Below are 24,074 nucleotides of genomic sequence, written 5' to 3' on the forward strand. Positions count from 1 at the left end.
ACACGGTCAGGGCACCCGCAGGTCACCCGACCTAGACTCGACTGCGTGCTCGACCTCCCTCCTCTCGCCCGTTTCGGTGGCCTCGTCGCGACCGGTCTCCTCGACGTCACCAGCGACCCCGCGGCCCTGGACTCGGCCGGTTTCTGGGCTGTCGCGGCCGACTTCGAGGGCAGCCTGGTCTGCGCCCGCTTCGCCGACGTACGCACCGAACCCGTGCCCGCCCCCGTCCCCGGGCAGTGGCAGGGACCCACCCCCGGTGACTGGACGTCCTCCCTCGACCACGCCGCGTACACCGCCGGCGTACGCCGCATCCGCGCCCACATAGCCGCCGGCGAGGTCTACCAGGCGAACCTCTGCCGCGTCCTGTCCGCACCGCTCGCCCCCGACGCCGACATCGACGCCCTCACCGCGCTGCTGGCCCGCGGCAACCCGGCCCCCTACGCGGGAACGATCCGCCTGCCCCGCCACGGCGTCGAGATCGCCACCGCCTCCCCCGAACTCTTCCTGCGCCGCACCGGCCCCGTCATCGAATCCGGCCCCATCAAGGGCACCGGACGCACCGAGGCCGACCTCCTCGACAAGGACCACGCCGAGAACGTCATGATCGTGGACCTCGTGCGCAACGACCTCGGCCGCGTCTGCGCCACCGGCACCGTGACCGTCCCCGACCTCTGCGTCGTCGAGAAACACCCCGGGCTCGTCCACCTCGTCTCGACCGTCCGCGGCGAACTGCCCGCGGACACCGGCTGGCCCGAACTGCTGGCTGCCGCGTTCCCGCCCGGCTCCGTCACCGGCGCCCCCAAGACCAGCGCCCTGACCATCATCGAGGCCCTGGAGACCGCACCCCGCGGCCCCTACTGCGGCGGCATCGGCTGGGTCGACGCCGACCGCGCCACCGCACAGCTCGCCGTCGGTATCCGCACCTTCTGGACCGACCGCGCCGAAGGCGTCCTGCGTTTCGGCACCGGCGCCGGCATCACCTGGGGCTCCGACCCCGAAAGGGAATGGCAGGAGACCGAGCTGAAGGCCGCCAGGCTGCTCGCGGTAGCGTCGGGACAGTACGGAGACGCGTACGAAAGTGGAAGGACTCTCTGACGTGAAGATCTGGCTCGACGGCGGTCTGCAGGACATGGAGTCCGCCCGCGTCTCCGTCTTCGATCACGGACTGACCGTGGGCGACGGCATCTTCGAGACCGTGAAGGCGGTGGAGGGGCGGCCGTTCGCGCTGACCCGCCACCTCGACCGGCTGGTCCGCTCGGCGCGCGGCCTGGGGCTGCCCGCACCCGACCTCGACGAGGTGCGCCGCGCCTGCGTCGCCGTCCTGGACGCCAACCCGATGCCGCTCGGCCGGCTGCGGATCACATACACCGGTGGCTACGGCCCGCTCGGGTCCGACCGCGGCGAACACGGACCGACCCTGCTCGTCGCCCTCGGCGAGTCCACCCGCCGCCCCGACTCCACCGCCGTGATCACGGTGCCCTGGACCCGTAACGAGCGCGGCGCCCTCACCGGCCTCAAGACCACCTCGTACGCCGAGAACGTCGTCGCCCTGGCCCGCGCGCGCGAACAGGGCGCGAGCGAGGCGTTGTTCGCCAACACGGTCGGGCAGCTGTGCGAGGGCACGGGGTCGAACGTCTTCGTCGTCCTCGACGGCGAGATCCACACCCCGCCCGTCGCCTCCGGCTGTCTCGCCGGCATCACGCGCGCGCTCGCCGTCGAGTGGACCGGAGCCAGGGAGACCGATCTTCCGCTGGATGTCCTGGAGCGTGCGGACGAGGTCTTCCTGACGTCCACGCTGCGGGACGTGCAGGGTGTGCACCGGGTCGACGGGCGCCAACTCCCGGGCGCGCCGGGCCCGGTGACCGCCAAGGCCATGCGGGTCTTCGAGGAGCGGGCCGGCAACGACCTCGACCCGTAGAGGTCGCGCGTGGCACGTCAGGGCGCAAGAAGGATGACGGCAAAACAGGATGACGACGGGGCACGGGACGGGTAGAACACCCCTGATGACCACCACCCTGCGGCCGACCGAGCCGCTTCAGCGCGGAGCCGACGGGGCGCTGTCCCGCCGCTACAAGGTGTGCGTGAACAGTCGTCCCGTGGGCGGGATCCACCTCGCCACGCATCCGGAGTACGGCCCCACCGTGGCCCGGGTCGGGGAGCTGTACGTCGAGGAACCCGACCGTGGGCGGGGCCGGGGCACGGTGGCGGTGCTCGCGGCCGAGGAGGTGGCCCGCGGCTGGGGCTGCAAGCGCGTCGAGACGTCGGTGCCCGGGGGCGCGGACGGTGTGCTCCGGCTCGCCACGACGCTCGGGTACGTCCTGAGCAACCGCGTCATGACGAAGCCCTTGGACGGCCCCGGTCCCGACCTGCCGGTCGGCAGTGTCGCCCGGCCCATGACCGAGGCCGAGTACGTGCCCTGGCTGGCGAAGGAGCGCGAGGGGTTCGCCGACTCGCAGATCGGGCGGGGCGTGCCCGAGGCCGAGGCGTACCGCAAGACGGACCAGGGGCTCGCCCGGTTCCTGCCGGACGGACTGGCCAGCGAGAACACGGTGCTCAGCGTCCTGGAACACGAGGGGACCCCGGTCGGCACGCTGTGGCTGGGCCTGTGGCCCGACGCGGCGTTCGTGCTCGGGGTCGAGACCGGCCCCGAGCACCGGGGCCGCGGCCACGGGCGCACCCTGATGCTGCTGGCCGAGGCCCGGGCGGTGGCCGGCGGGAGGGACCGCATCGGCCTCAACGTGTTCGCGGGGAACACCCCGGCGGAGAAGCTGTACGAGTCACTCGGCTATACGACGAGCGAGTACCACCTCTACAAGAACCTGCTCTGACCACTTCGCCGGACCACTTCGCCGGACCGCCATGCGAGACCGCCTTACGGGACCGCTTCGCGAGACCGCTTCGCGAGAGCGAGCGCCTACGAGAACGGGTACTACTCGCCCTCGGCCAGCAGGCGGTCGGCGATCTCCTCGATGCGCTCGCGCAGGCCCTCCTGGCTCTTGCCGCCGTCGAGCCGCTCGCCGCCGATGACGTACGTCGGGGTGCCGGTCACACCGATGGCCTTGCCCTCGGCCTGGTCGGCGTCGACGATCAGGATGTGCCGGCCGTCGATCAGGGCGGTGTCGAACTCCTCGGCGTCCAGACCGAGTTCGCGGGCCACCTCGATCAGGAAGGGCTCGCCCTTGCGGTCCAGTTCCTCGACACGGTCGAGGACCGCCTCGACGTACGGCCAGGCTCGGCCCTGCTCCGCGGCCTCCTCGGCGGCCTGCGCGGCGGCGAAGGCGTGCTTGTGCTTCTCCAGCGGGAAGTGCCGCAGCCGCAGCTCGAGACGGTCGCCGTAGCGGGCGCGCAGCGCGCGCAGGTCGGGAAGGGCGCCGCGGCAGTCGGGGCACTGGAGTTCGCACCAGACGTCCAGGACGGCGGTGGTGCGGGCTGGGGAGGAGTCGTTCATGGCACCCAGTCTCCCAGCCGTGGCGACGACGCCCCAACCGGGACCTGGGGAGGACCCCGACCCGGAGATGTCCCTGAGGTCCGCCCGGAGCATGGCATATCGGGCGTGGGGCGGTGCAGGATGGAAGGGACGAACCGACCGCTCTGCCGAGCCCTGCCCTGGAGGACCGGATGATTGCCGAGACTGTCTGTTCCGCCGTCTCCGCGGCCGGCCTCGGCATCGCCGCGGTCACGGCCTACCGCAAGCGGTTCCTCTCCGCCGCCCGCATAGCCGCCTACTCGCTGGTGCCGGTCGGCCTGGTGATGACCGGAGTCGTCGGCTGGCTGGCCGACACCGCCTTCAGCCCCACCGCGTGGGCGGGCTTCGGCGTGCTGGGCGTGGCCTGGCTGCTGTTCATGACCACGCGGGCGGTGGAGCGGCGTAGTGGCGGGACCCGGAAGGAACGCAAGGCGGCCGCCCGGGCCGCCCAGCGGGAGGCGGTGGCCCCCGCGGCCTCGGCGCCCTCGCTGAGCCAGGGCTCCCGTCCGGCCGCCAGGCCCGCGACGAGGCCCCGGGCCACGGGTTCCGACGACGACTTCAGCGACATCGAGGCCATCTTGAAGAAGCGCGGCATATGACGGACTGAAACGACACAGAGGATCATGGGAGAGCGCGGAAACGATCACGTTCGTGCCTGCTCATCGCGGATATTGGCGAACTCCCGGTCATTCCGGGCGTGTTGATCGCGGAGCGGGTGGCGGCTGCGTCATCATCGCCGCGAGATGCTGGACACAACACAGAGCGACACCGACGCCCCTCCCGAGGAGCCGCGGGGTTGTCTCTACGCGCTTTCCCAGCCACCGCTGATGATCTTCCTTGCGGTGATCGGCTGTCTGCTGCTCATGGCTTCGCTGCACGACCTGCTGCTGCTCTGAGCCGTACACGGAGCCCCTGGCGTCACCCGCCGAGGGCTCCGTCAGCCCGCCGCGCGTCCAGCGTCCGTCAGCCCGCCGCTTCCTTGCGACGCGCCCGGTACGCCGCCACGTGAAGCCGGTTTCCGCAGGTCCGGCTGTCGCAGTAGCGGCGCGAGCGGTTCCGGGAGAGATCCACGAAGGCGTGCCGGCAGTCCGGGGCCTCGCAGCGCCGCAGCCGGTCCTGCTCTCCGGCGACCACGAAGAACGCCAGCGCCATCCCGCAGTCGGCCGCGAGGTGGTCGGCGACGGAGGCACCCGGCGCGAAGTAGTGCACGTGCCAGTCGTAGCCGTCGTGGTCGGTGAGCCGGGGAGTGGTGCCCGCGACGGCGACCAGCTCGTTGATGAGGCCCGCGGCGGTACGGGGGTCGTCGGCGGCGAAGACTCCGGCGAACCGGCCGCGGACCTCGCGTACGGCCGCGAGGTCGTGCTCCGACAGCACGCCGACATCACTGATTCCGTGCTTTCGTACGAAATTGTCGAGGGACGCGACGTCCGCGAGCCCGTCCGGCGTGTCGTTCTCCGCCGCGGTGTTCACCAGGTCCACCACGGCGTCGAGGGAGCGCCGGGTGTCGTGGGTGATCAGCACGTTTCGCTCCCTGGCCTGGGGGTCGGGCGGGCGCCCTCCGATGCTGGCCGATGGTAGTGGCTTCCTGGCGTGGGGGAGTGGGGGCGGTCGATCTACGCGTGGTCCGCCACGACTCCCGGCCGGTTCACGGGTCGACAACGGCACCCCGAGCACCTCCGAGACAGCCTCAGGTCCCGTCCGGGCCGACGCAGAGCCTGGCGGGTAGCGAGGGTCCGCCGGGCGCGCCCCGCCCGGCCTGTCGGCCCGACCCGACCCGGAGCCTGCCCCGTGCCCCGCCCCCCCGTGCCCCGCCCCGCGCCCCGGGCGACGCCCTCATCGGCTCTCGTCGGCGTCCCCACTGGGGCGGGGCAGGGGAAGGCCCGCCTCGGCCCCGCGCACCGGCGCTGGGGCCGTCGAGGCCTGCCGGCGACCACGCGCACCGGCGCCGCCCCCGCGGGAGTCCGCGGCGACGGCGCCGGTGTTCGTGCCCTTGCGGTTGTGCCCATTGCAGATGTTTAGGCCCGAGCCGTCTCCCCGAGTGGACGGCGCCGGGCGGCTCTATGGGGGTCTCGTCAGCTCTCGGCCAGGATGTGTGAGAGCTCCGTGTCGAGATCGAAATGCCGGTGTTCCGTGCCGGGGGGCACGGCGGCGTCCGTTCGCTTCAGGAACGATTCCAGGGCCCGCGCCGGGGCTTCCAGCAGGGCCTCGCCCTCCGGGGAGCTCAGGGCGATGCATACGACGCCCTGGCCGTGGCTCCGGGACGGCCAGACTCGGACGTCGCCGGTACCGGTGGGCCGGTGCAGGCCCTCGGCGAGGAGGTCGCGGGCGAACACCCACTCGACGGTTTCCTCGGCTCCGGTGTGGAAGGTGGCGTGCACGGCGTAGGGATCGGCCGTGTCATACCGCAGTCCTGCGGGTACAGGCAGTGAGGACTCGCTCGACACAACGAGGCGCAGGTGCAGCTCGCAGCTGACCGTGGTGTTCATAAGCGCCAGGGCCTTTCGCTCAGTGTGCGCTCGGGGATTCGCACGTCGGCGAAATCGACATGCCACCTACGGTGCCGTTGTAAACCCCTCTGAGTGTTTTGCGTGTCTTTACGTAACTCTTCCGGCCGAGAGCACGTTCGCCGGATAGGGCCATTCCGGTGACTGGTTTCTCTCCGGTAGGGTTTGGCCGTATGAATACGGGGAGTGACGAGCCGGGCGAGGTCGCCACGGCCGATGGTGAGACGAAGATCGAGGGACCGCTCGGATCGCGGGCGCCGGAATTCATCAAGGCCCGCCGTGCGCTGCATCTGAGCTGGCAGGTGGGTGTTTTCGTCGTGGGGCTCGCGGTGGTCGGCGCGGGCGTGATCATGCTTCCGCTGCCGGGTCCCGGCTGGCTGGTGATCTTCGGCGGCATGGCGATCTGGGCGACCGAGTTCGTCTGGGCACAGCTGGTGCTCCGCTGGACGAAGCGCAAGGTCACCGAGGCGACACAGCGAGCACTCGACCCGAAGGTGCGGCGCCGCAACATCATCCTCACGAGTGTCGGTGTCGTCATCGTCGCGGCGCTCGGTGGCGTCTACCTCTGGAAGTTCGGCGTCGCGATGCCGTGGAACATCCAGGAATGACCGACGGCCGCAGGCCCCTCCTGGAGGCTCCTCGGCTGGTCGGAGCCACCCCTGACATGGGGTAATGTTCTCCCTGCGCCCGGGCGATTAGCTCAGCGGGAGAGCGCTTCGTTCACACCGAAGAGGTCACTGGTTCGATCCCAGTATCGCCCACCAGCACGACAGGCGACCCAGTTCCACACACCATGTGGGCAGGGTCGCCTTCGTCGTTTCCGCACCACCCCGCAGGGGCGGGAGAGCGCGCCCGTGGCGTCGACGGACCGCACTCCGTGCCGGTGGCGGAACCGGTAGCGGTCCCCTCGAGGGCGCCAGGATCGGAGCCGGAGCCGCCGTCGCAGCCGCCATCGGAATCGGCGCCGGCACCCCTGCTCGGGCCCAGCCCCGCCCATGCCCCGAACGCCCTTCCGCACACGGACTCCAGGTGGGCGGTAAGCCTCTCCCGAGCCGCTGACCTCGGTAGACGCCCGTTCCCCCGGTGGGCGCCCGGCCTAACATCCGCCCGTCCACCGGCGGTGTCCCGCCCTGTGGCGCAGCCATGCGGACCACGCGCCTCCGCCCGCCCGTCCGGCGCCGGGCTTCGGTCAGGCCGCCGTGCGGTTGTCCGCGCTGCTCGCGGGCATCGTCGCCGGGATGCGGCGGGGCGTCGGGCGCGTGGCAGGCATCGCCCTGCGCGGTCTTGAACTCCGCATCGCTACTTCGCACCGCGGGCCGCGCCCTCCACGCCAACCCGCCGGCCAGGACGAACGCCGGACCGACGCGAGCGAGCAGCTGTTCGGACGCGCACCAGTCGTCCCGCGTCGCGGACGCGCCCCCGCACCGACCCGCCGACCAGGGCGAACACCGCACCAACGCGAGCGAGCCGCCGTCGGGACGCGCACCAGCGGACCGCGTCGGCACAACCCGCCCAGGCCCGCCCCGGACCAGCCCCAGGCCCGTCCAGGCCCGTCCGGACCTGGCTCAGGCTCGTCCAGGCCTGGCCAGGACCCATCCGGACTTACCAGGGCCCGTCCAGCCCCCCGAGCCCGAAGCCCGAAGCCCACCCCTCCTGACCACCTCTCACCCCCCCCGCCAACCCCACCCACATGTACGCCAGTTCGACCATCACCCCTCCCCGCGAAAACCCACCCCCCAACCCCTCACTCTCGGTCCACCCACCCCTCCTCCGCCCCCCGCCCCGCCCCCGCATCCCCGCCCGCGCGGCACTTGTTTTCGGCCCGGCCACACGCTCGCCCGACCTGTCGTTTTCCGTTCGATACCCCGACCGCACGCCCCGGACCTGCACATTCAGGCACCTCCGCGGGAGCGGCACCCCCCACACCCGTCGCCGCGCGGCCGAACCGCGTCACATCAATTCCTGTCCGAATCATTGACGCGCCTGGAAGCCCTCCGTACCTTGTGCCAGCAAGCGCTTACTTGAAACGATTCATGCAGGTGGCAACGACGTCGCGGGGAGGCCCGACTGTGGGTAACAACGGGAGTGTTGAGAGGCGTACGGTCCTCAAGGCGGCCGGAGCTTCACTGGCCACGCTGGGGCTGGCCGCGACGACGGGCTGCGGTGGGGACAGCGGCAGTTCCGGGGACGGGACGGTCACGATCCGGTACGCCTGGTGGGGTGCCGACGAGCGGGCGAAGAGGATCAACCAGTCCATCGCGCTCTTCGAGAAGAAGTACCCGAAGATCAAGGTGAAGACCGACTTCCAGGATTACGTGGCCTTTTGGGAGAAGTTCCAGACCCAGGCCGCCGGTGGAAATCCTCCGGACGTATTCCAGAACGCGGTCGGATTCCTGCGGAAGTACGACAAGAGAGGCATCCTGCTCGACCTCAAGCCTCAGATAGACGCGGGAAATCTGAGCCTCGACAACTTCCGTGCCGGAGTCGAGAAGGTCGGTCAGGTCGACGGAAAGCAGCTCGGTATTCCGGTCGGATCCAACACCATGTCACTTGTCATCGACGAGAAGGTGTTTGAGAAGGCGGGCATCAAGCCGAAGCAGGGCTGGACCTGGGACGAGTACTTCGCCGCCCTGAAGAAGATCCACGACACCCAGAAGCTGGCCGGCGACACCGGCTACTTCAGCATCATGTACCTGTACGACCTCTACCTCCGGCAGAACGGCAAGGCGTTCTTCACCAAGGACGGACTGGGATTCGACGAGGCAGACCTGACGGAGTGGTGGACGGACGGCTACAACCGCGTCAAGGCGGGCATCGTCACCGACCCCAAGCGGGTCGAGCAGGACAAGCCCAAGTCCTCGCTCTCGGCGGCCCATGGCGCCTCCGAGTTCACCTGGGACAACTTCACGGTCCGCTACACCGCCGAGGGCACCAGCACCTACGGCCTCGCGCCGATCCCGACCACCGACGGCAAGCAGACCGGTCAGTACCTCGCCTCCCTGATGCTGAGCGCCTCCGCCCGCACCAAGCACCCCAAGGAGGTCGCCCAGTTCATCAACTTCATGGTCCACGACCCCGAGGTCGGCAAGATCATGGGCTACGACCGGGGCATCCTCGCCACCACCGAGCAGTTCGACGCGTACAAGCCGGCCGACGCGCCCAACCAGGCGATCGCCAAGTACGAGACGGATGTCGCCGCGGCCGGAGTGCTCGGCACCATCACCCCGCACCCGGCAGGCGCCGACACCTGCGAGTCCGCCTTCCTGCGCATCGGCGGTGACATGTCGCAGGGCACGACCAAGGTCGCCGACGCGGTCAAGCAGTTCTTCTCCGAGGCGAAGACCGCCCTCGCCGCCTGATGGGAACCGCCGTGACGCTCGTCAAGGACTCTCCGCCCGACGCCCCGGAGATACGCCCCGAGGCCCCCGCCGCCCAAAAGCGGCGGGGGCGCCGGGAAAACCTCGCCGGCTATCTCTTCATGTCCCCGTGGATCGCGGGCTTCCTGCTGCTGACCGCGGGCCCGATGGCCGCCTCCCTCTACTTCGCGTTCACCGACTACAACCTCTTCAATTCGCCGAAGTGGATCGGCTTCGACAACTTCACCAAGATGTTCCACGATCCGCGGTGGCAGAAGTCGGTCGAGGTGACGGCCAAGTACGTCGTCATCGGCACCCCGCTCAAGCTGCTGCTCGCGCTCGGAGTGGCCCTGCTGCTCGCGCAGAGCCGACGGGGGCAGGCCTTCTACCGGGCCGCCTTCTACGCCCCTTCGCTCATCGGGGCGAGCGTCTCCGTCGGCTTCGTGTGGCGCGCGCTCTTCTCCGACGACGCCATCGTGGACCGTACGCAGTCGTTCCTCGGCTTCCACACGGGAGGGTGGGTCGGCGACCCGAACTGGGTGCTCTACAGCCTGGTCGCGCTCACCGTCTGGCAGTTCGGCGCTCCCATGGTGATCTTCCTCGCCGGGCTCAAACAGGTGCCGAGGGAGTTGTACGAGGCCGCCGAGGTGGACGGCGCCGGACCGTTCCGCAGGTTCTGGAACATCACCCTGCCGATGATCTCACCGGTGCTCTTCTTCAACGTGCTCCTGGAGACCATCCACTCCTTCCAGATCTTCGGCTCGGCGTACGTGGTCTCCAACGCCACCTGCGGACCGGCGGACGCCACGCTCGTCTACACCTGCTACCTGTACCAGAAGGGCTTCAGGGAGTCCCAGATGGGCTTCGCGTCCGCCATGGCCTGGATGCTGCTGCTCGCCGTGGCGCTGGTGACGGCCGTCCTCTTCTGGTCCCAGAAGCGGTGGGTGCACTACGAGGAGGACGCCCGATGAGCACCACCCTGCGCAAGCCCCTCGAAGTCGGCAGCCGCAAACGCACCGGCTCGCTGGTCTGGCACATCGGCGCGCTGCTGATCCTCGCGGTCGTCCTCTATCCCGTCATCTGGGTCATCGGCGCCTCGTTCAAGCCCAGCCGGGACATCATCGGCAGCCTGGACCTGTTGCCGACCAGCCCCGTCCTCGGCAACTTCAAGGGCCTGGCCGACGGCATCGCGGACATCTCGATCGCGACCTTCTTCCAGAACTCCCTCTACTACGCGCTCGGCTCCGTCGTCGGCATCCTCGTCTCCTGCTCGCTGACCGCCTATGCCTTCGCCAAGATCCGGTTCGCCGGCCGGAACCTGCTGTTCTCCCTCATGATCGGCACGCTTCTGCTGCCGTATCACGTGCTGCTCATCCCGCAGTACGTGATGTTCCAGAAGATGGAACTGGTCAACACCTACGTTCCGCTGCTGATCGGCAAGTACCTGGCCACCGAGGCGTTCTTCGTCTTCCTCATGGTCCAGTTCATGCGGAACCTGCCGCGCGAACTGGACGAGGCGGCCCGGCTCGACGGCTGTGGCCATCTGCGGATCTACTGGTCGATCGTGCTGCCGCTGTGCCGCCCCGCCCTCATCACGAGCGCGATCTTCACCTTCATCAACGCCTGGAACGACTTCATGGGCCCGCTGATCTACCTGAACGAGCCCAGCAAGTACACGGTCTCGCTCGGCATGATGATGTTCCGGGACCAGGAGGGCGTCGCCAACTACGGCGGCATGATCGCGATGTCACTGGTCGCCCTGCTGCCCGTGCTCCTCTTCTTCCTCGCCTTCCAGCGCTACCTGATCGACGGTATGGCGACCTCCGGATTGAAGGGCTGAGATGGCCACCAGCCAGCTGCGGGCGCGGGCGGAGCAGAAGAGGCGGGCGAAGGCGCGCAAAGCGCCTCGCGAATCCGTCTTCGCCGAGCGTTTCGCCGTGTTCGCCGAGTGCCTGCTCACCGGGGTGTGGATCGCGGTGGCCTCGCTGCCGCTGGTCACCTGCCCCGCCGCGTTCGCGGCCGGTGCACGGCATCTGCGGCGGCGTACGTCCCACGAGGCGGGCGGCCTCAGAGAGTTCGTCGCCGACTTCCGGGCGGCCGTCCGGGGCGGCTGGATCGCCGGGGTCGCCGGCTGGGCCGCGGCCGTCGCGGTCTGGGTGGACGTCCAGGCCGTGCGCGCCGGTATCCCCGGCGGCCCGCTCGTCGGGGCCGTCGGTCTCTTCGCCCTGATCGGCCTCGCCGTGGCCGGGCTGCGCGCGGCGGCCGTCTGGGAACCCGGCGCCTCCTGGCGGGCGCTGTTCGCGGAGGCAGGACGCCGTACGGTCCTCGATCCGGCCGGCTCATTCCTGCTCGTGGGCGGACTGGCCGTCGTGGCCGCTTCCGCCCTGTTCATCGCGCCGCTCGCGGTCCCCGTCCTGGGGGCCGTCGCGGCGGCGGCCGTCGCCGTCGAGGCGCGCCACCGCCGCCGCTGAGCTCCTCGCAGGTCGGCGCCCCGGCGCCGTACCTCGCTCTGTCATGCCCCTGACTTCCCCGCACGGAAAGGAAAGGCCATGTCTCCCATCCCCCGCAGGTCCCTGCTGAAGGCGGCCGCAGTCGCCGGAGCCGCCGCACAGTTCAGCTGGGCCCTGGGCAGCACGAACGCGCAGGCCGCCGCCAGATCCGAGGCCGCCGACACCGACCCCGTGACCCTGGACTGGCTGGAGGACGGCGCCCTGGGTGCCGCCCCGGGCTCCACCGTCGGCGTGCCCTGGCCGAAGGGCGCGTACCAGCAGGACCAGACCTTCGCGCTCACCGACGCCTCCGGCAAGGACGTGCCGGTGCAGTCCTGGCCGATCGCGTACTGGCCGGACGGCTCTCTCAAGTGGACGGCGCACGCGGTCAGTTCCGGCTCCGGAAAGCTCACGCTCGCCGCCGGTGCGCCCGCCGCCCCCGACCAGAAGGTGACCGTCGACAAGAGCGGTGGCACCATCGACATCTCGACCGGAGTCATCACCGCCAAGATCGGCAAGAGCGGCTCCACCCTGGTCAGATCGGTGAAGCGCGGCTCCACCGAGATCGCCAAGGACGGCCGGCTGGTGCTGATCCGCCAGCCCGAGATCGAGGACGACGACCAGGGCGCGGAGAAGTACGAGCGGTTCGAGAGCGTCATCGCCGAGGTCACGGTCGAGCAGGAGGGTCCTGTCCGTGCCGTCGTCCGTATCGACGGCAAGCACCGCAAGGGCAGCCGCAGCTGGCTGCCGTTCTCGATCCGGCTGTACTTCTACGCGGGCGCCGACTCCTTCCGGATGGTGCACACCATCACCTTCGACGGGAAGCAGGAGCCGGGGAAGACGAGCGGCGACTTCATCCGCGGCCTCGGCGTCCGCTTCAACGTGCCGATGCGCGACGCGGCGTACGACCGGCACATCCGCATCGGCGGCGACGGCTCCGGTCTGCTGCGGGAGGCCGTGCAGGGCATCACCGGGCTGCGCCGCGACCCGGGCGCGGCCGTGCAGGCGGCCCAGTTCGCGGGCGAGAAGCTGCCCGACCCGTCCACCTGGGACCAGCGGGTGACGACCCGCCTGCAGTACATCCCCGAGTGGGGCGACTACACCCTCTCCCAGCTCTCCGCCGACGGCTTCACCCTGCGCAAGCGCACCAAGAAGGGCCACGGCTGGATCGGCGCGGGCGGTGGACACCGGGCGAGCGGGTTCGGCTACGTCGGCGGGGCGAGCGGCGGTCTCTCCTTCGGCCTCAGGGACTTCTGGGAGAAGTACCCGGCGCAGCTCGACATCCGCGACGCGGCGACCGACGAGGCCGAGGTCACCCTCTGGCTCTGGTCGCCCGAGGCGCAGCCCATGGACCTGCGCTTCTACCACGACGGCATGGGCCAGGACACCTACGCCGAGCAGCTCGAAGGCCTCAACATCACCTACGAGGACTACGAACCCGAGTTCGGCACCCCCTACGGCATCGCCCGCACCTCCGAACTCCTCTTCTGGGCCAACGAGTCGACGCCCACGCCCGAGACGCTCGCCGAACAGGTCGCGGCCGTACGTGTGTTGCCGCAGCTCACCGCCCCGCCCAAGCAGCTCATCAAGGCCAAGGTCTTCGGCGGCCTCTTCTCCGAGCCGGACCGCTCCACCGCCGCCAAGGCGAAGATCGAGGACCACCTCGACTTCCTCTTCACCTATTACAAGGACCAGGTGGAGATGCGCCGTTGGTACGGCTTCTGGGACTACGGCGACTTCATGCACTCGTACGACACCGTGCGCCACCAGTGGCGCTACGACGTCGGCGGCTACGCCTGGGACAACTCCGAGCTGTCGCCCGACATCTGGCTGTGGATGGCCTATCTCCGCTCGGGCCGCTCGGACATCTTCCGTTTCGCCGAGGCGCTCACCCGGCACACCGGCGAGGTCGACGTCTACCACCTCGGCCAGTGGGCGGGCCTGGGCACCCGGCACGGCGTGCAGCACTACGCCGACAGCGCCAAACAGCAGCGCATCGCCAACACCACATACCGTCGCTATTACTACTACCTCACCGCCGATGAGCGGGTCGGCGACCTCATGCACGCCAACGTCGACTCCGACGAGACGTTCCTCGTCCTCGACCCGATCCGCAAGATCCGCACCGAGCCGTACACCCCCGACCGGCACGCCCTGTCCATCGGCTTCGGCACCGACTGGAGCGGTCTGGTCTCGGCCTGGCTCACGGAGTGGGAGCGCAAGGGCCCGAAGTGGGAGAAGGCCAAGGCGCGCGTGCTGTCGACGATGGAGACGATCGCCGCCCAGCCCAACGGCTTCGTCCAGGGCAGCGGGCTGTACGACCTCGACACCGGCAGGTTCGCCATCGCCTCCGCGCCGGTCGTCTCGGTGTCGCACCTCTCCGCGGTCTTCGGCCTCAATGAACTGTGCGCCGAGCTGATCGACCTCGTCGACGTGCCGAAGTTCAAGGAGGTCTACCTCGACTACTGCCGCTACTTCAACGCCACCAAGACCGAACAGGCGGCGCGCTACGGCTCCAACTTCGGCTCCCTGCTGCTGTTCCAGGGCCACTCGCGCCTCGACGCGTACGCCGCCGTCCAGACCGGCGACGCGACGCTCGCCAAGCGCGCGTGGACGAAGTTCTACAGCTCCGACGGCTACATGGAGTCCTCGCCCTGGAAGACCGAGCCGCTGAGCGGCCCGGTCACGCTGGTGCCGGGCAGCGAGGCCAACTGGGTCAGTTCGAACGACAGCGCCCTGTACGGCCTCGCCGCCATCGAGAACCTGGCACTGCTCGGCGACAAGATGCCGTAGGTCTATCGGCGCTGGGCGAATCCGTTGAACCGGGGGTTCTGCCGCGCCCCTTCAGGGGCGCGGGGCTGTGACATATGCGGCTCCGCCGCGTGGGCGCGACCGGCCACGACGCGGCTGCGGTTTCGGACCGTCCCTTCAGCGCATCCGTCCGAGGACGTCCCGTACTCGTCGCGCGTCCCGGATCCGCTGCTCGTACGTCGCACCGAGTGCGAGCAGCACCAGACCGGCGAGTGCGGGAGGCACCCAACGCGGCAGCGCGCCCGCCATCTGCACGAGGTACGGGGCGAGTTCGTGCAGAGCGTCCAGCGCGAGCACGCCGCCCCCGAGGACGAGCGGGGCCCGCAGCCGGTGCCGGGCACCCACGAGGGTGACCGCGAGGGCCGCGACACCGAGCAGCAGGGGGCGCGGCCAGTCGGGGTCGATCCACGCCGTCAGGAGACTCGGCACGAGCGTGACGGACAGCCCCGCTCCGTACGCCGTCCAGGACGAGGTCAGCGGATCCTTGCGGCGCCCGACGGCCCCCACCAGCAGCGCCGGGACGGTCACCGGCAGTGTGTACGCCTCGACGGAGCCGACGCCCCAGCACGCCAGCCGGACCCAGGCGGCCAGCACGAACAGGGCGGTGGCCGCGTATCCGGCGGAGCGCCGGTCCTCTCGTACGGCGGTGCCCGCGGCGATCACCGCGCACAGGGCCAGGACCAGGGCCAGCAACGGGGGGTCGGGCACCGCGAGGCCGACGGCGAGCAGCCCGGCGACGGCGCCCGTCACCTCGAGGGGCACGCGCGCGGGGGAGTCGGCGAGGCGCGCCGCGAGCAGAGCCGCGACGACCGGTGCGAGCAGGACCAGCAGCGCGATGTACTGCGACGGCCAGCCGAGGGACGCGCCCACGGCACAGGCCAGCGCGGTGGCGTAGGTGAGAGCGGCGACGGGGGCGAGGCGCGAGCGCCCGGACACGGCGGCGAACAGCACCGTCAGCGCGGCGAGGACGCCGAGAGTCGTGCCCTCGGCGGCGAGGGAGAGGCACGCGAGGCTCACTGAGCTGACCAGGGCCAGGAGGAAGAGGACCGGGCGCGGCTCGGCCGAGCGGGCGACGTAGGCCAGCGCCGCCACGATCGTGAGTCCTTGCGCCGACATCCCGGCCCAGTAGGGGATGTCGAGGGCCGCGGGAAGGACGAGCGCGGCCGCCCAGGCGAGGGCCGACGCGCCGATCGTCGCCCGGGGGCGCCACTGCGTACCGCGGACGGCCACGGCGAGGACGGTGGCGACGACGACGAGGACGAGCGGGGCCGTGGCCGCGTACGCAGGCCAGGGGACGCCGTCGGTCGTGACCGCCTCGCGCGCGGTCGAGGGGGCCCCGGTCCAGACACGTCCCACCCAGGCCACCGGGCCCAGCACAGCGACGGCGACCGGCGGCAGCGCCCACACCACCGCGACCGCCTGCACGGAGGCGGCCCCCAGGGCGAGGCCGCGCCTCATCGGCTCGGGGAGCCGGGTGCGTACGGCCGCCAACAGGGCCACAGCGCAGAGCAGATACCCCGGAACCGTCCACTCGCCCGGCAGCGACGAGCGCGGTACGCCACCGAGCGCGGCGACCGTGAGCAGGCCGCCGGCCGAGGCGACCCAGGTGGCGACGTTCGTGTCCGGCAGCCGCCACGCCGCCGCCAGAGCGATCGCCGCGGCGAAGAGGAGGAGCGCCGCCGCACGGGCGACGGCGCTCGGACCGGTGGCCGTCCAGGACAGCCAGCCGGCCGCGAAGGAGCCCCAGCCGCCCAGGCCGTACGCACCCACGGTGGCGACGAGACGTACGGACCGCACGGGCACCCGGAGCGCGACGGCCGTGTCGAGCGCCGCCGTGACCAGCAGCGCGGCCGTCATGGCGGGGGCGCCCGCGTCGGCCGCCGCCGCCCAGAGGATCAGCGGGAGCTGCGCGGCGGCCATCGCGGTGGGCAGGGGCAGGCGCAGCGGGAGCCGCGCGGGGGTGGCCCCTTCACCGGCCGGCCGGCGCGGCCCGCCGAGTGCGAGTCCGTACGCCGTCCACAGGGCCGCCAGCAGGGCCGACGCGACGGCCGCGTAGCCCTGGCCGTTCGTGTCGGGGAACGCGACCTCGTGCAGCGCGTACACGTCCAGGACCGTCAGCGCGAGTCCCAGGCCCGCCACGGCCTCCGCCGTCGAGCGCAGCCTGTGCCGGAGCAGGAGCACGGGTGAGCCGAGCGCGGCCAGTGTCACCGCGCCCAGCACCAGCGCCCGCCCGGCGATTCCCATCCGGCCCCAGCTGACCAGCGTGAACGCGATCGCGGCGACGGTCAGGAGGATGCCGCCGAGGACGAGCAGCACGTTCTGGACGCGGGGCGCCGTGGTCTCAGGCCGGCGTACGGGCGGGGGCGGGAGCGGCGGAGCCACGGGCGGCCTGAGCGCGGTGATCAGCCAGGCGCGGCGCGCCAGCAACAGGGCCCGGCGCGCGTCGAGTTGCCGCAGCTCGGTGTCCAGGAGCCGCAACTCCTCGGCCGGGGGCGGAAGGTGGGTCATATTCCGGGAGTGTGGTCCCGGTCACCTTCGCCGGCATGAGTGCGGGTACTCATGTCGTACTCAGATGCCCGGGCGGGCACACTCCGTCCATGGACTGGAGCCATTACCGCTTCCGCAGTGTGTGGGCCCTGCCCGCGCCGCCCGCCGAGGTCTACCCCGTTCTCGAACAGGCCGAGGACTACCCGCGCTGGTGGCCCCAGGTCCGTGAGGTGACCCGGATCGACGAACGCAGCGGCACCATGCGCATCCGCTCGTTCCTGCCGTACGACCTGGTGTTCACGGCGCGCGAGCTGCGTCGCGACCCGGCGGCCGGGGTCCTGGAGATCGCGATGGCGGGCGACCTCGACGGCTGGGCGCGCTGGACGCTCACCACCGCCGGATCCGGCACCCGCGCCCAGTACGACCAGGAGGTCGACGTGAGCAAGCCGCTGCTGCGGCGGTTCGCGGTGCCGGGACGGCCGGTGTTCCGCGCCAACCACGCCCTGATGATGCGCGCGGGACAGCGCGGACTGGCGGCCCGACTCACGGATGACTGACGGCTCACCTCGAAGCGGTTTGAACCACACCCGCAGAGACCTGTATTGTTCAGTGCGTTCCCGGGCGATTAGCTCAGTGGGAGAGCGCTTCGTTCACACCGAAGAGGTCACTGGTTCGAACCCAGTATCGCCCACCCGGAGAAGACCGGTCCGTCACAGACGGACCGGTTTTTCGTTGTCCCGCGCGGACTCAGGCCGCCGCCGGCAGTTCCGGACGCAGCGGCCACGCCGGATCCACCGCCTCCGGTGAACCGCTGCGCGCGAACCACGCCTGAAGGCCGCGCGCCTGTGCCGCGTGCCACACCGACTGCAAGGTGTGCAGCTCGGCGGGGGAGAGCCGCTCCAGCCGGGTGGCGAAACGACGCCCCACGGCTCGTACGACCTCCATGGCGGCCAGTGCGTCCGCCGCCGCGTCGTGCGCACCCTCCAGCACCACGTCGTAGTGCGCGCACAGGTCGGTCAGGGTGCGGCGGCCCTTGCGATAGCGGTCCAGATGTTTGTCCAGAACCCGCGGATCGAGCACATGCAGCGGCGCCGGCTCGAACCACCGGTCCAGATTGGTGGCGCGATGGCGGCGCAACTCCCGGTCCAGGAGCGTCAGATCGAACGGCGCGTTCATCACGACGAGCGGGCGGCCCGCCGCGGCCTGTTCGCCCAGCACCCTGGCTATCTCGTCCATCACCGGCGACGGCCAGCGGCCGTTGCGCTGAAGGTGTTCGTCTGTCAGCCCGTGCACCGCCGTCGCGCCCGCGGGCACCGGCACTCCCGGGTTCACCAGCCAACGGGTCACCCGAGGCCGGGAACCCGCGGCGTCCTGGACGACGACGGCGGCCGACACGATCCGGTCGGTCTCGACGTCCACGCCCGTGGTCTCCGTGTCGAACGCGGCCAAAGGGCCTTCGTACCAGCACGTCATACGTACACAACTCCTCGTTCACCCACGGCAGCTGACGCACCGTCTTCTGCCTGTTTGGTGATACCCGGGCTGTTTGCGCCGTACGCCGGAAGGAGACAACACAGGTACGGGTCTTTGCAGTTCAGCGGCCCGTCGCGGGGAATCACTTGGCTTGGAAGGCTGTTGGACTCATGGCACTCGCGCAGCCCGAGCGGGGCGGGCTGCTGCCCCAGCGGACGGCACCCCATCGCGGCACACTCGCCACCACCGCCTGCATGGAGACCTTGCAGGTGGGCTACTTGCACGCCGTCGCGGCCGCGGCGGGCTGTTCGCTGTCCCAGCCCTTTCCCGACAACGGCATCGACTGGCACGTCAGCCACAGCGCCCCCGGGCACACGGTCGACGACGAAGTCACCATCAAGGTGCAGCTCAAGTGCACGTACCAGATCCCGCCGAACCCGCCCGGGCCCGCCTTCTCCTTCACGCTCGACAACGAGCACCTGGCGAAGCTCGCCCGCACCCCGGTCTCGGTGCACAAGATCCTGGTCGTGATGCTCGTGCCCAGGTCCCAGGACGACTGGCTGCGCGCCAGCCACGACCGCCTCGACCTGCGGCACTGCTGCTACTGGATCAACCTCGCCGGCCACGCGATCACCGGCCGGCGCCGGACCACCGTGCGTATACCGACCTCGCGCATCTTCGACGACAGGGCGCTCTGCGAGATCATGACGAGGGTCGGGACGGGAGGGAAACCTTGACACACCGCCCCATCGACTCCATCGGCGAACCGCTCCGGGCGGTCAGGCCGCACCCCGTCGAGTCACACTGGACCGAGCCGCCCGAGCCGGGCCAGGTCGACCCCGCCGTCCTCAGCGCGCTGCTGCACCGCCACGGCTGGCAGCGCCGCGGCGGAGCGGCCGGACGGTACGGCCGGTGGACCCCACCAGGGCCCGGTGGCGGCGGCACGAGCCTGCTCGTGCCGGAGAACCGGGCCTTCCCCGACAGCGACGACCTCCTCGGCGAGGCGCTCCTCGCGCTCTCGCGCAGCGGAGCGCCGTCCGCGCGCGACGTCCTGGTCGCCCTCGCCGTGCCCAGCGACGAGATCCGCTGGTGGCGCGATGTGCCGACCGGACCCGTGGGCGCCACGTCCTGGAGCGTGGAGGAGCGGCTGCGCTCGGCCGCCCGCTCGATGCTGCTCGCGGCGGCGCTCGCCACACGCGCGCGTGCGGGCTACTACGGCGCCCGCCACCGCAGGCCCGCCGCCGCTTCCCTGGAGAACGTCCTCGTCGGCGCCGACCCCGGCGGCCGCCGGCTCACCGCCTTCGTGCCCGTCGACACCGGCCGGCCGCTCTCCGTACGCCTGCACCAGGCGCTGTACGCCGCCCGCGAGGCCATCGACTACCAGCGGGCCACCGGCGGCATGGACGCCTTCGACGCGGCCGTCGAGGCGGGCGTCAGCCATGAACTCACCGAGGCCGTCGTCGCCCTCGTGCGCGGTACGGAGGGCGCCCGGATCGCCGTCGAGTGGGCGCCCGCCGCCGGGGTCCCCGAGGGCTGCGCGGCGCCCGACGAGGCCGTCGAGTTCTCGCCCGGCGACCTGCCCGTCCTGCGTGAGGCCGGGGCCCGCTATCTGCGCGCCGAGCCGTCCGTACCGGTGCGCCTCACCGGTGCCGTGGTGCGGATGCGCAGGTCCCAGCCGCGCGGGGAGGGCACGGTACGGCTGCGGGTGATCGCGGGAGCGGAGGTCCAGCACGTCCGCATGACGCTCGACGAGGAGGCGTACCGGATAGCGGGCCACGCCCATCTGGTGGGGCTGCCGGTACGGGTGCTGGGGCGACTGGAGAGCCGCGGCGGCTTCCGCAGGCTCACCGACGCCTCCGGGGTCGCACCCGTGCAGGTGGACGAGGCCGAGCGGGACCGGCTGATGAAGTCGCTCCAGGAGAACCTGGACTTCTTCGAGGAGGCGTGCAGCGGGGACTGACGGCTTTGTGGAGCTTTGCCGGTAACCGTTTCGCGGAGGGTGCCCCGGGCTCGGTACGATCGCCCTTGTATTGCGTACGTAGGAGAAGGTGCGCGTCCCCTTCAGTCAGGAGAGACCGGTGTCAGACGTCCGTGTGATCATCCAACGCGATTCCGAGCGGGAAGAGCGCGTGGTGACGACGGGCACTACGGCCGCCGACCTCTTCAGCGGCGAGCGCACCATCGTCGCCGCCCGCGTGGCCGGCGAGCTGAAGGACCTCGCGTACGAGGTGCGGGACGGCGAGGAGGTCGAGCCCGTCGAGATCTCCTCCCAGGACGGTCTCAACATCCTGCGCCACTCCACCGCGCACGTCATGGCGCAGGCCGTGCAGGAACTCTTCCCCGAGGCCAAACTGGGCATCGGCCCGCCGGTCAAGGACGGCTTCTACTACGACTTCGACGTCGAGAAGCCGTTCACGCCCGAGGATCTCAAGGCCATCGAGAAGAAGATGCAGGAGATCCAGAAGCGGGGCCAGCGCTTCTCCCGCCGTGTGGTCACCGACGAGGACGCCCGCGAGGAGCTCGCCGCGGAGCCGTACAAGCTGGAACTCATCGGCATCAAGGGCTCCGCGTCCTCGGACGACGGCGCGGACGTCGAGGTCGGCGGCGGCGAGCTGACGATCTACGACAACCTCGACGCCAAGACCGGCGAGCTGTGCTGGAAGGACCTCTGCCGCGGTCCCCACCTGCCCACCACCCGCAACATCCCGGCGTTCAAGCTCATGCGCAACGCCGCCGCGTACTGGCGCGGCAGCGAGAAGAACCCGATGCTCCAGCGCATCTACGGCACCGCCTGGCCCTCCAAGGAGGAGCTGAAGGCGCACCTCGACTTCCTCGTGGAGGCCGAGAAGCGCGACCACCGCAAGCTGGGCAACGAGCTGGACCTCTTCTCCATCCCGGACCAGATCGGTTCAGGGCTCGCCGTCTTCCACCCCAAGGGCGGCATCATCCGCCGGGTCATGGAGGACTACTCGCGGCGCCGTCACGAGGAAGAGGGCTACGAGTTCGTCTACACCCCGCACGCGACGAAGGGGAAGCTCTTCGAGACCTCGGGCCACCTGGACTGGTACGCCGACGGCATGTACCCGCCCATGCAGCTCGACGAGGGCGTGGACTACTACCTCAAGCCCATGAACTGCCCGATGCACAACCTGATCTTCGACGCGCGCGGCCGCTCCTACCGTGAACTGCCGCTGCGCCTCTTCGAGTTCGGGACCGTGTACCGGTACGAGAAGTCGGGCGTCGTGCACGGCCTGACCCGCGCCCGTGGCTTCACGCAGGACGACGCGCACATCTACTGCACCAAGGAGCAGATGGCGGCGGAGCTCGACAAGACGCTCACCTTCGTCCTGAACCTGCTGCGCGACTACGGCCTGACCGACTTCTATCTGGAGCTCTCCACGAAGGACCCGGAGAAGTTCGTCGGTTCCGACGAGGTCTGGGAGGAGGCCACCGAGACGCTGCGGCAGGTGGCCGAGAAGCAGGGCCTCCCGCTCGTCCCGGACCCGGGCGGCGCCGCCTTCTACGGTCCGAAGATCTCCGTCCAGACCAAGGACGCGATCGGCCGGACCTGGCAGATGTCGACCGTGCAGCTGGACTTCAACCTGCCGGAGCGCTTCGACCTGGAGTACACCGGACCCGACGGCTCCAAGCAGCGTCCGGTGATGATCCACCGTGCGCTGTTCGGTTCCATCGAGCGCTTCTTCGCGGTGCTCCTCGAGCACTACGCGGGCGCGTTCCCGGCCTGGCTGGCGCCCGTGCAGGCGGTCGGCATCCCGATCGGCGACGCGCACGTGGAGTACCTCCAGAAGTTCGCCACCGAGGCGAAGAAGAAGGGTCTGCGGGTCGAGGTCGACGCCTCCTCCGACCGTATGCAGAAGAAGATCCGCAACGCCCAGAAGCAGAAGGTGCCCTTCATGGTCATCGCGGGCGACGAGGACATGGCGGCCGGCGCCGTCTCCTTCCGCTACCGCGACGGCTCGCAGGAGAACGGCATCCCGGTCGACGAGGCGATCGCCAAGATCATGAAGGTCGTCGAGGAGCGCGCACAGGTCTGACGCACAGGTCTGGCGCGCAGGTCCGACGAGTACGGTGCCTCTTTGACGCGCACGTGAGGGAAGGCCCCCGGAGAGCTCAGCTCCCCGGGGGCCTTTTCTCACCCCTGTTCCCGTCGTCCCCGTCGTTCCCGTCCTCGCGCGCGAACACCTGGAGCAGCCAGGACGAGAACGAGCCGGTCACCGCGCCGAGCAGCGCCAGACCGCACACCATCAGCACCGACGCGATCGTGCGCCCCATCGGGGTCACCGGCACCACGTCTCCGTACCCCACCGTCGTGAGCGTGGTGCAGGTCCACCACACCGAGTCCCCGAACGTCAGGATCGAGGCGCCCGGTGCCCCGCGCTCCTGCTGGTAGACGGCGAGGGAGCCCGCGAAGCCGAGCAGCGCGGCCGACAACCCCGCGTAGAAGACCACGCGCGCGTGCAGGGAGAGACGGGGCTCTCCACGGTGACGCTGTACTGCTTCGTAGACCTTGACGATGCGCAGCGGACGCAGGAGCGGCAGCAGGAGTGCCAGGGTGTCCACCGGGTGCGCGCGGACGAAGCCGAGTCGCTGTCCGCTCAGGCCCCAGCGCACCGCGTAGTCGACGCCGAACAGCGCCCAGGCGGTCAGCATCGCCGCCAGACAGACGTGCCGCCAGACGGCGGGCAGCGTGTGCCCGAGGACCAGGACGGCGTACGCGGCGAGAAACAACGCCGAGGCCAGGCTGAGCGGGACCTCGGTGCGCCTTTCCCACCGGGCCTGTCGGCTGTCGTCGTCCATCGGCCCAGCTTGGCCCGGCGAGCATTCGGGAGAGCCCCGCCGACACGCCGCGAACGGGCGAAGCAATATGCTGCACCACATGACGAGTGAGCCGGAGCAGCAGATCGGAGTGGGAACGCAGGACGCGTTCCAGCGCTTGTGGACGCCCCACCGGATGGCTTACATCCAGGGCGAGAACAAGCCCACCGGCCCGGGGGCCGACGACGGCTGTCCGTTCTGCTCGATCCCCGCCAAGTCCGACGAGGACGGGCTCATCGTGAGGCGCGGTGAGCAGGTGTACGCGGTGCTCAATCTGTACCCGTACAACGGCGGTCACCTCATGGTCGTGCCCTACCGCCATGTCGCGGACTACACCGACCTGACCGACCCGGAGACCGCCGAGCTCGGCGAGCTGACCAAGCAGGCGATGAGCGCGCTGCGTACCGCCTCGGGCGCGCACGGTTTCAACATCGGCATGAACCAGGGCACGGTGGCGGGCGCGGGCATCGCCGCCCACCTCCACCAGCACATCGTCCCCCGCTGGGGCGGCGACACCAACTTCATGCCGGTCGTCGGCCACACCAAGGTGCTCCCGCAGCTCCTGGCCGACACCCGCAAGATGCTGGCCGAGGCCTGGCCGAGCCAGTAGCCCGGTCAAGGGTGCGCCCCGTAGGGGCGCGGGGAACTGCGC

Annotated in this window: 22 protein-coding genes and 2 tRNA genes; 18 read left to right on the forward strand and 6 right to left on the reverse strand. The window is 70.6% G+C overall.

What is annotated here, in order from left to right; translation table 11 throughout:
• Positions 1-45 precede the first annotated feature (45 nt).
• The 3 genes from AQJ27_RS11485 to AQJ27_RS11495 all read left to right on the forward strand — a co-directional run bounded on the left by AQJ27_RS11485 (position 46) and on the right by AQJ27_RS11495 (position 2,828).
• Positions 46-1,095 carry a chorismate-binding protein gene (locus AQJ27_RS11485; RefSeq protein ID WP_067365827.1) on the forward strand — a complete coding sequence of 350 codons (1,050 nt, stop codon included), beginning with the start codon at positions 46-48 and terminating at the stop codon, positions 1,093-1,095.
• 1 nt (position 1,096) lies between these two features.
• Positions 1,097-1,918, forward strand: a complete 822-nt coding sequence (locus tag AQJ27_RS11490; protein WP_067365831.1) for an aminotransferase class IV — start codon at positions 1,097-1,099, stop codon at positions 1,916-1,918.
• Positions 1,919-2,003: 85 nt separating this feature from the next.
• Positions 2,004-2,828: a GNAT family N-acetyltransferase gene (locus AQJ27_RS11495; RefSeq protein ID WP_067365834.1), complete on the forward strand. Its 825-nt coding sequence runs from the start codon at positions 2,004-2,006 to the stop codon at positions 2,826-2,828.
• A 101-nt stretch (positions 2,829-2,929) separates the two neighbouring features.
• Here the strand turns inward: AQJ27_RS11495 and AQJ27_RS11500 are convergent, their stop codons facing one another.
• Positions 2,930-3,448, reverse strand: a complete 519-nt coding sequence (locus tag AQJ27_RS11500; protein ID WP_067365844.1) for a DsbA family protein — start codon at positions 3,446-3,448, stop codon at positions 2,930-2,932.
• 170 nt (positions 3,449-3,618) lie between these two features.
• Between AQJ27_RS11500 and AQJ27_RS11505 the strand changes: the two genes are divergently transcribed.
• On the forward strand, positions 3,619-4,065 hold the full coding sequence (locus AQJ27_RS11505) for a hypothetical protein (protein ID WP_067365849.1): 447 nt from the start codon (positions 3,619-3,621) through the stop codon (positions 4,063-4,065).
• Between the two features lie 144 nt (positions 4,066-4,209).
• Entirely contained in the window at positions 4,210-4,362 is a 153-nt protein-coding gene (locus AQJ27_RS57320; RefSeq protein WP_165854138.1) for a hypothetical protein, read from the forward strand.
• Positions 4,363-4,429: 67 nt separating this feature from the next.
• Here the strand turns inward: AQJ27_RS57320 and AQJ27_RS11510 are convergent, their stop codons facing one another.
• Positions 4,430-4,987: a CGNR zinc finger domain-containing protein gene (locus AQJ27_RS11510; RefSeq protein ID WP_067365851.1), complete on the reverse strand. Its 558-nt coding sequence runs from the start codon at positions 4,985-4,987 to the stop codon at positions 4,430-4,432.
• A 551-nt stretch (positions 4,988-5,538) separates the two neighbouring features.
• On the reverse strand, positions 5,539-5,952 hold the full coding sequence (locus AQJ27_RS11515; protein ID WP_003959770.1) for an SsgA family sporulation/cell division regulator: 414 nt from the start codon (positions 5,950-5,952) through the stop codon (positions 5,539-5,541).
• 191 nt (positions 5,953-6,143) lie between these two features.
• On the opposite strand from AQJ27_RS11515, the gene AQJ27_RS11520 reads away from it, so the two are divergent.
• From AQJ27_RS11520 to AQJ27_RS11550, 7 genes are all read left to right on the forward strand, one after another.
• A complete protein-coding gene (locus tag AQJ27_RS11520) occupies positions 6,144-6,578 on the forward strand; it encodes a TIGR02611 family protein (RefSeq protein ID WP_067365853.1) in 435 nt (144 codons plus the stop codon).
• A gap of 81 nt (positions 6,579-6,659) precedes the next feature.
• Positions 6,660-6,734: transfer RNA gene (locus tag AQJ27_RS11525), tRNA-Val, on the forward strand.
• Between the two features lie 1,269 nt (positions 6,735-8,003).
• The gene (locus AQJ27_RS11530) at positions 8,004-9,329 is read left to right on the forward strand and encodes an ABC transporter substrate-binding protein (RefSeq protein ID WP_388206377.1); all 1,326 of its coding nucleotides are present in this window, start codon (positions 8,004-8,006) and stop codon (positions 9,327-9,329) included.
• Between the two features lie 11 nt (positions 9,330-9,340).
• A complete protein-coding gene (locus AQJ27_RS11535) occupies positions 9,341-10,297 on the forward strand; it encodes a carbohydrate ABC transporter permease (RefSeq protein ID WP_067366439.1) in 957 nt (318 codons plus the stop codon).
• On the forward strand, positions 10,294-11,166 hold the full coding sequence (locus AQJ27_RS11540; protein WP_067365858.1) for a carbohydrate ABC transporter permease: 873 nt from the start codon (positions 10,294-10,296) through the stop codon (positions 11,164-11,166). Before AQJ27_RS11535 ends, AQJ27_RS11540 begins: the two co-directional genes overlap by 4 nt.
• Before the next feature lies 1 nt (position 11,167).
• Positions 11,168-11,797 carry a hypothetical protein gene (locus tag AQJ27_RS11545; RefSeq protein WP_067365861.1) on the forward strand — a complete coding sequence of 210 codons (630 nt, stop codon included), beginning with the start codon at positions 11,168-11,170 and terminating at the stop codon, positions 11,795-11,797.
• Positions 11,798-11,875: 78 nt separating this feature from the next.
• On the forward strand, positions 11,876-14,608 hold the full coding sequence (locus AQJ27_RS11550) for an exo-rhamnogalacturonan lyase family protein (protein ID WP_067365865.1): 2,733 nt from the start codon (positions 11,876-11,878) through the stop codon (positions 14,606-14,608).
• 135 nt (positions 14,609-14,743) lie between these two features.
• On the opposite strand, the gene AQJ27_RS11555 is transcribed toward AQJ27_RS11550, so the two are convergent.
• Positions 14,744-17,134, reverse strand: a complete 2,391-nt coding sequence (locus tag AQJ27_RS11555) for an SCO7613 C-terminal domain-containing membrane protein (protein ID WP_067365868.1) — start codon at positions 17,132-17,134, stop codon at positions 14,744-14,746.
• Between the two features lie 89 nt (positions 17,135-17,223).
• Between AQJ27_RS11555 and AQJ27_RS11560 the strand changes: the two genes are divergently transcribed.
• Together AQJ27_RS11560 and AQJ27_RS11565 are read left to right on the forward strand one after the other, a co-directional pair.
• Complete coding sequence (locus AQJ27_RS11560) at positions 17,224-17,670, forward strand: SRPBCC family protein (protein ID WP_067366442.1); 447 nt, start codon at positions 17,224-17,226, stop codon at positions 17,668-17,670.
• A gap of 62 nt (positions 17,671-17,732) precedes the next feature.
• Positions 17,733-17,804, forward strand: a tRNA-Val gene (locus AQJ27_RS11565).
• Positions 17,805-17,860: 56 nt separating this feature from the next.
• Here AQJ27_RS11565 and AQJ27_RS11570 read toward each other — a convergent pair.
• Positions 17,861-18,586: a 3'-5' exonuclease gene (locus AQJ27_RS11570; RefSeq protein ID WP_067365870.1), complete on the reverse strand. Its 726-nt coding sequence runs from the start codon at positions 18,584-18,586 to the stop codon at positions 17,861-17,863.
• A 170-nt stretch (positions 18,587-18,756) separates the two neighbouring features.
• On the opposite strand from AQJ27_RS11570, the gene AQJ27_RS11575 reads away from it, so the two are divergent.
• From AQJ27_RS11575 to thrS, 3 genes are all read left to right on the forward strand, one after another.
• Complete coding sequence (locus AQJ27_RS11575; RefSeq protein ID WP_054233932.1) at positions 18,757-19,323, forward strand: DUF4365 domain-containing protein; 567 nt, start codon at positions 18,757-18,759, stop codon at positions 19,321-19,323.
• On the forward strand, positions 19,320-20,546 hold the full coding sequence (locus AQJ27_RS11580) for a hypothetical protein (RefSeq protein WP_067365874.1): 1,227 nt from the start codon (positions 19,320-19,322) through the stop codon (positions 20,544-20,546). Before AQJ27_RS11575 ends, AQJ27_RS11580 begins: the two co-directional genes overlap by 4 nt.
• Before the next feature lie 118 nt (positions 20,547-20,664).
• Positions 20,665-22,641: a threonine--tRNA ligase gene (gene thrS / locus AQJ27_RS11585; protein ID WP_067365877.1), complete on the forward strand. Its 1,977-nt coding sequence runs from the start codon at positions 20,665-20,667 to the stop codon at positions 22,639-22,641.
• Positions 22,642-22,717: 76 nt separating this feature from the next.
• On the opposite strand, the gene AQJ27_RS11590 is transcribed toward thrS, so the two are convergent.
• Positions 22,718-23,404: a potassium channel family protein gene (locus AQJ27_RS11590; protein ID WP_067365878.1), complete on the reverse strand. Its 687-nt coding sequence runs from the start codon at positions 23,402-23,404 to the stop codon at positions 22,718-22,720.
• 67 nt (positions 23,405-23,471) lie between these two features.
• Between AQJ27_RS11590 and AQJ27_RS11595 the strand changes: the two genes are divergently transcribed.
• Complete coding sequence (locus tag AQJ27_RS11595) at positions 23,472-24,032, forward strand: HIT family protein (RefSeq protein ID WP_067365882.1); 561 nt, start codon at positions 23,472-23,474, stop codon at positions 24,030-24,032.
• Positions 24,033-24,074 lie beyond the last annotated feature (42 nt).

The sequence above is a fragment of the Streptomyces olivochromogenes genome (genome assembly GCF_001514115.1).
In the GTDB taxonomy this organism is placed as follows: Bacteria; Actinomycetota; Actinomycetes; order Streptomycetales; family Streptomycetaceae; genus Streptomyces; species Streptomyces olivochromogenes.